We start from the raw sequence: 7080 nt of genomic DNA on the forward strand, positions 1-7080 counted from the left end.
TCTGGTACGCTGACCGCGCTGGCGTCCTGCCGGCTCAGTTCATCGACCCACCCTCGCGACGATCCGACACCATGACTGCACAACGCTGCGACGCCACGCTGACGCTTACCGATGTGAATGATTTTCGATTGCGCCTGATAGCGTTTCTGGATGAGTACGACGTGGCCTATCGCAGCGACGAGCGCCAGGTGGCGATCGACCTGCCGGGTGGGGAAGCGCGCTTCTCGGTGAGCCGGGTCGGTCTTCATCTCGAGGCCGAAGCCGACGCGAGGGACGGCCTGGAAACGCTGCGCGGGATCATTGAACACTACGTCGCGCTGTTCGCCGGCGACAACGCACTGCCGCTGCACTGGCATGGAGACGTGGTGGCGGCGCCGACCTTTGCCAACTTCCGCGAGATGCGGGTTGCCCGGATCGAGGAGCTGAGCCCCAGCATCCGCCGCCTGACGCTGACCGGCGAGAACCTGGCGCGCTTCGATCACCCGGAAGAGTGGCACGTGCGGCTGCATTTTCCGCCGCCCGGTATCGACCGTCCCCAGTGGCCGCGCCCCACGGCGGAAGGCGGTACCCAGTGGCCGCCGGAAGATCGACGGGCCGAGATTCGCTACTACACCATCCGCCGGCTGGACGTCGCCAGCGGCGAGGTGGATATCGATTTTCTGCTGCACGAAGCGCCGGGGCCGGGGGGCGATTTCGCCCGCCGGGCCAAGCCGGGGGACATCTGCGGCATGGCCGGCCCCTACGGGCGGGGCGTCGCCGAGGCGTCGCACTATCTGCTGGCCGGTGACGAGACCGCCATTCCCGCCATCGCGCGATTGCTGGAAACGCTGCCGGCGAGCGCGCAGGTCGAGGCGTGGCTGGAGGTCGAATCGCCGGTGGATGAACTGGAGCTGCCGGTCGCCGATCACTGCCGCATCAGCTGGCGTCACCGCTGTCGTGGTCACGCACCCAGCGAACAGCTTGCCTCGGCGGTGGTCGAGGCGATGCCCGACACCCGCGACGATCTGTTCGTCTGGTTCGCCGGCGAAGCCGACGTCAGCCAGCGCCTGAGAAAACGGCTCAAGCAGGAGTTCGGGCTGCAGAAGGGGCAGCATCTGGTTACGGGCTACTGGAAACGCTGAGCTTCGTCTGAAAAATGTCTGCGCTCGCCCATACGGCGTTAAAAATCGGCTGGAACGCCAGCCCGGTCAAAGTGCTCATTTACACCCACGTAAACTCCGCTTTTTTCGCCAATTTTTGCCTTGTCTGGCCATCGCTCGCCGTTTTTTCCGACGAAGCTCGGGCTCATTTAGCCCTATCGAGTACCAGCAGCGGGTCGATGCGGGTATCGAACCAGTTCATGCCCCAGTGCAGGTGGGGCCCGGTGGCGCGCCCGGTCGATCCCACCGCGCCGATCACCTCTCCCTGCTCGACGCGATCGCCGACCTTCACGTCGATCCGTGACAGATGCAGGAAGTTGGAGCTGATGCCGTAACCGTGATCGAGCAGCACCGTACCGCCGGTCAGGTAGAGATCGTCGGCAAAGGTGATCACGCCGCTGGCCGGCGCCTTGACCGGCGTACCCTCGGCGGCGGCGATGTCCATGCCCGAATGCGCCGATCCCGGCGTGCCGTTATAGATGCGCTGGTTGCCGAAACGCCCGCTGATGCGCCCTTCCACCGGCCAGATGAAGGTCTGGGCGAAACCCACCCGGTCGTCGTTGCGCGCACGCTCGGCGCTGACGGCGGCCTGCTCGCGCTGGATACGCCGGGCGATCTCCGGCGGCGGCGAGACGGTCCTGGGCGGCACGCCGTCGATGCGTTCGATCGGCCAGTCCCGAGGCGTGATCGCGACCGCGACGTTCTGCCGGCGGCCATCCGGGGTGGTGATCGACACCGTCTGACGACCACTGGCATCGCGCCCGACGCCGAACACCACAGTGCCGTAACCGGTGACCCTGAGATCGTGCCCCGCCACCGAGACCTGGCTGCCGGGCGGCACCCGACCGATCACCATCGAGCCCTGCTGGACGCTGTCGGGGAAGGTGATCGGAACCGTATCGGCCCGAGTCTCGAGCGTGACGCCCGCCAGCAGCAGCAGCATGAAGACGGTGGCGCCGACTCGTCGGCGCCACCAGAGAAAGGAAGGAATCATCGCCACCTGTCGGCACTCCGTATCGCGGGATGCCGCCACCATAACCCGATGTGCCGTGCGGTTCATCATGCGCCGCGATGGCCCCTGAAACTCTCCTAGAACGACTCCCAGTCGTCGCTATCGCTCGACGTCGACCGTGTCGCGGTCGCGGCACCCGGCGATGATGCTGCCGCCAATGCCGGCGTCGTGGTCGAGGGGGATGGCGAACGATAGCGCGACACCCTCTCGTCGTATTCGACGTCGGCGATCTTGAACCCGGCCAGTGCCCGTTCCAGCGTCGCCACCTGCGCATTGAGCGTGGCGGCGGCGGCCGAGGCCTGCTGCACCAGCGAGGCGTTCTGCTGGGTGACGTGATCCATCTGCACCACGGCCTCGTTGACCTGGTCGATACCGTTGGACTGTTCGCCGGACGCGATCGAGATCTCCTCGATCAGATCGGTCATGCGGGCGACCGAGTCCACGGCGCGACGAATGGTCTCGCCGGCCTGGCCGACGATCTCGGAGCCGGCATCGATCCTGCGATTCGAGGCGTCGATCAGCTCGCGGATCTCGCGGGAGGCATCGGCGCTGCGGCTGGCCAGCGTGCGGACTTCATTGGCGACGACTGCGAAGCCCCTGCCCTGCTCGCCGGCCCGGGCGGCTTCCACGGAGGCGTTGAGCGCCAGGATATTGGTCTGGAAGGCGATCGAGTCGATCACGCCGACGATCTCGGTGACCCGGCGCGAACTGTCGGTGATGCCCTGCATGGTCGAGACGACCTGATCCATCATCTCGCCGCCCTCTGCGGCGGTGTTGCGTGCCTCGCCGGCCAGGCCGCTCGCCTGGCGGGCGTTGTCGGCGTTCTGGCGCACGGTCTGGGTCAACTCCTCCATGCTGGAGGCGGTCTCGCCGATGGACGCCGCCTGCTGCTCGGTTCGCGCCGCCAGATCCTGATTGCCGCTGTGAATCTGGCCCACGCCGACGGTGATGGTGGTCGAGGCGTGGCGAACGTTGGCCATCGATTCGGCCAGGTGAATCCGCATGCCCTCGATGGCCGCGAGCAGGCTGCGTCGGTCGCCGGATTTGACCTGCAGCGCGGTGGTGAGATCGCCCTCGGCCATGCCCCGGATCGCATCGCGCGCCTGGCGCGGATCGCCCCCCAGGTCGCCCAGCACGTTGCGGATGATCCAGCCCATGAGCAGCGTGATGATGATGCCGATGACGCCGGCGATCAGGCTCATCTTCAACACGCCGGCCCAGAATGCGTGCTGGATGTCGCTGATATAGACGTTGGCGGCGAGGTACCAGTCCCACTCGGGGACGTAGCGCACGTAGTTGAGGCGCGATACGTCCTGGCCATCGGCATTGGTGGAGGTGTACTCCAGCGTGCCGTCGTCGGGGGAGTCCGCCAGCGCCTTGAGCTCGCGATAGAAGTAGACGCCGTTGTCGTCGCGGAAACCGCTCATGTCCGTGCCGATGTCGCGCTTGGGGTGATAGACCAGATGAATATCGCTATCGAAGGCGTAGACATAGCTGCCGTCGAGATCCAGCGCCGACAGGTTCCTGCGGGCGAAGCCCTTGGCGGCGTCCTCGGAGAACTCGCCATCGTTGGCGCGCTGGACATAGCGCTCGACCAGCGTCTGGGCGCTGGCCACGAAGCTCTTGAGACTGCTGACGCGCTCGGCCATCAGCGTCTCGCGCTTTTCCAGGGCCATCCAGCCCACCAGAATCAGCATGCCCAGCCACATCAGGCCAACCGTGATCCAGAGTTTTCGTCGCATCGTCATCTTCAGGGGCGTCCTTTTCTTCGCGAGAAGCAATTCATATAAACAACTAGTGGCTATGAACCGATCTCGTTATCGGCCGGGAACGCCGAAGATTGAGCGGGTATCGAAGGAGAGCGCCGAAAAAGGAGGGGATTGGTCAGGCTGATGTCGACGTATCGGAGGAGGGGGAGGTCGGCAGTGCGGGCGCCACGCGCGCCGCCGGGAACACGCAGCGGAAGCGCGCGCCGAGCCCCGGACGGCTGACGATTTCCAGGCTGGCGTCGTGACGCAGCAGCACATGCTTGACGATGGCCAGGCCCAGTCCCGTACCGCCGGTGGCGGCACTGCGACCCTTGTCGACGCGATAGAAGCGCTCGGTCAGCCGCGGGATATGGATGGGGTCGAAACCGTCGCCGTTGTCTTCCACTTCGATGGCGGCGCCGTCGTGCCAGGGCTTCCAGCGCAAGGTGATGGTACTGCCTTCCGGCGTGTAGCGAACGGCGTTGAAGACCAGGTTGGAGACGGCACTGCGTATCTCCTTGGTGTTCGCCAGCAGATGCCGCGACTCTTCGGCTTCTATCGACAACTGGTGGCGTTGTGCGCTCAACTCGCGGGCATCGGCGGCGATATCGTGGAGCAGGGCGGTCACGTCCAGGGTATCGCGGTCGTCGTCGGGGCTGTCGATCTCGAGCCGCGACAGCAGCAGCAGATCCTCGACCAGGTTCTGCATGCGCGTGGTCTGGGCCTGCATCTGGCCGAACCCGCGCTGCCAGCGTTGGGGCAACTGGTCGGCATGATCCGAATAGGTTTCGAGATAGCCGGCCAGCACCGTCAGCGGCGTGCGCAGTTCATGGGAGACGTTGGCGACGAAGTCGCGGCGCATCATCTCCAGTTGGTGCAGTCGGGTCACGTCCCGCGCCATCAGCAGGCGTTCGTTGTCGCCGAACAGGGTGAGATTGAACTGCAGGGTGCGGTTGGCCTGGACCGGGGAGGGAATCAGCAGCGGTTCGCGATAGTCGCCCGTCTCGAAGTAGGCGATGAAACGAGGGTCGCGCAGGAAGTTGGTGATCGGCTGCCCGCGGTCGTGATCGGGCTGCAGGCCGAGCATGTCGCAGGCCGCGCTGTTCCACCACTCGAGATCGCCCTGGGGATCCAGCATCACCACGCTGTCGCGCATCGCCTCGCAGGAGTCCTGGATCCGCCGCAGGATGTCGCGCAGTCGCTGCTGCAGCTGGGTCTGCGCTTTCTGATAGTGATACAGGCGGTCGAACAGATCGCCCCAGACGCCGGTACCGGGTGGTGGCGCCTCGCGGGGGTTCTTCAGCAGCCAGACATAGAGCATGCGCACGTGGCGCAGGTGCAGGAAGACATAGAGCCCCAGGCCGGCCGCCAGCCCCCATCCCATTCCGGCGAGCAGGTCGCCGCCCAGTTCGCCGAGCAACAGCCCCATCGCGCCAAGCCCGAACAGCATGTAGCCGAGGCGCCACAGTTCGTTGATCCAGTAGCGCACGTCCTGACTTACTCCCTGATCGAAAAGCGGTAGCCGGTGCCGCGCACGGTCTGGACCAGATGCTGGTGCGCTTCGCCCAGGGACTTGCGCAGGCGCCGAATGTGGACGTCGACGGTACGCTCTTCCACGTACACGTTGCCGCCCCAGACCTGATCCAGCAACTGGCTACGGGTGTAGGCACGTTCCTGGTGGGTCATGAAGAACTGCAGCAGGCGATACTCGGTCGGGCCGATCTCCAGGGCGCCGCCGTTGGAGGTGACGCGGTGGCTGGAGGGATCGAGCCGCAGCCCCTCGACCTCGACCGCCTCCTCGATACCCGGCGGCGTGGCCCGGCGCAACACCGCCTTGAGACGCGCCACCAGCTCGCGCGGTGAAAACGGCTTGGTGATGTAATCGTCGGCGCCGGCTTCCAGCCCCTGGACCTTGTTGTCCTCTTCACCCTTGGCGGTGAGCAGGATGATCGGCATCTCGGCGGTGGCCTCCTCGCGCTTCAGGCGGCGCGCGAGTTCGATGCCGCTGGTGCCGGGCATCATCCAGTCGAGCAGAATCAGGTCGGGTTTCTGGTCCAGCGCCATGGCGTGGCCGGTCTGGGCGTTGTCGGCTTCCAGTACGCGATAATCGGCCATTTCTAGGGCGACGGCGATCATTTCGCGGATGGATGACTCGTCGTCAACGATGAGTACGGTCTTGGAGCTCATGCGCAATGCCTCGAGTGAGCCGCCGGTTAGCCTGGTTGCGTGGCGTCGATGACACCATCGGGCGTAGCTTCCGGCCGTGACAGAACGGTGACGATTACATCGTGAAAATATGACATCGATATGACAGCCGTGCCAATCGCATCATTCAGGTCGGTGGCCACAGGGCAAGCATCAGTCCCGCGAACAGCAGCAGCCCGGACCAGAAGTTGTTGAGAAAGGCGCGAAAGCAGGCGTCGCGCTCGCGTTCCCGGATCAGCCACTGCTGATAGACGAAGGTGGCCGCCATCGCGGCCAGGCCCAGCCAGAAGAATCCGCCCAGCTGGGTCCGCATGCCGATCCAGGTCAGCAGGGCCAGGGTCAGCACCTGTAGCAGGCCGATGATCCGTTTGTCCCACTGGCCGAACAGCCGCGCGGTGGACTTGATCCCGATCTTGATGTCGTCGTCGCGGTCGACCATCGCGTACTGGGTATCGTAGGCCACGGTCCAGGCAACGTTGGCGAGCAGCAGCAGCCACGCTTCCAGCGGTACCTCGCGGCTCACCGCCATGAACGCCATCGGGATGCTCCACGAGAACGCCATGCCCAGCACCACCTGCGGCAGATGGGTATAGCGCTTCATGAACGGATAGATCGCCGCCAGCGCGACGCCGACGAAGGAGAGCAGCACGGTGGCCAGGTTGGTGAAGCAGACCAGCACGAAAGCCAGCACCACCAGACCCGCGAACAGGATCCTGGCCTCCTGCTCGCTGATCCGTCCAGTCGCCAGCGGGCGCTCCCGGGTCCGCTTGACGTGGCCGTCCAGATGACGGTCGGCGTAGTCGTTGACGACGCAGCCGGCGGCGCGCATCAGGTAGACACCGATCACGAAGATGATCAGCGTGGCGCGATCCGGCAGCCCGTCGGCCGCCAGCCACAGCGCCCACAGCGTCGGCCACATCAAAAGCCAGGTGCCGATCGGCTTGTCGAGACGCGTCAGGCGAAGGAAGTCGGGCAG

Annotated in this window: 6 protein-coding genes; 1 reads left to right on the plus strand and 5 read right to left on the minus strand. The window is 65.4% G+C overall.

Annotated features, from left to right (window positions below):
- The first annotated feature begins 71 nt into the window (after positions 1 to 71).
- Positions 72 to 1121, plus strand: coding sequence for a siderophore-interacting protein (locus Q0602_RS13290; protein ID WP_298844072.1), 1050 nt, complete (start codon positions 72 to 74; stop codon positions 1119 to 1121).
- Positions 1122 to 1284: 163 nt separating this feature from the next.
- Here the strand turns inward: Q0602_RS13290 and Q0602_RS13295 are convergent, their stop codons facing one another.
- From Q0602_RS13295 to ubiA, 5 genes are all read right to left on the minus strand, one after another.
- Positions 1285 to 2202: a M23 family metallopeptidase gene (locus Q0602_RS13295; protein WP_298844075.1), complete on the minus strand. Its 918-nt coding sequence runs from the start codon at positions 2200 to 2202 to the stop codon at positions 1285 to 1287.
- 26 nt (positions 2203 to 2228) lie between these two features.
- Entirely contained in the window at positions 2229 to 3899 is a 1671-nt protein-coding gene (locus Q0602_RS13300; protein ID WP_298844078.1) for a methyl-accepting chemotaxis protein, read from the minus strand.
- A gap of 136 nt (positions 3900 to 4035) precedes the next feature.
- Positions 4036 to 5388 (minus strand): phosphate regulon sensor histidine kinase PhoR, encoded by a 1353-nt coding sequence (gene phoR, locus Q0602_RS13305; protein WP_295035374.1) that lies wholly within the window; start codon positions 5386 to 5388, stop codon positions 4036 to 4038.
- An 8-nt stretch (positions 5389 to 5396) separates the two neighbouring features.
- Positions 5397 to 6086 carry a phosphate regulon transcriptional regulator PhoB gene (phoB, locus tag Q0602_RS13310; protein WP_295035372.1) on the minus strand — a complete coding sequence of 230 codons (690 nt, stop codon included), beginning with the start codon at positions 6084 to 6086 and terminating at the stop codon, positions 5397 to 5399.
- 145 nt (positions 6087 to 6231) lie between these two features.
- Positions 6232 to 7080: 4-hydroxybenzoate octaprenyltransferase (gene ubiA / locus Q0602_RS13315; RefSeq protein WP_298844083.1), on the minus strand; the 849-nt coding region annotated here is incomplete at its 5' end.

The organism is uncultured Salinicola sp., from assembly GCF_937921195.1.
Taxonomy (GTDB): Bacteria; Pseudomonadota; Gammaproteobacteria; order Pseudomonadales; family Halomonadaceae; genus Salinicola.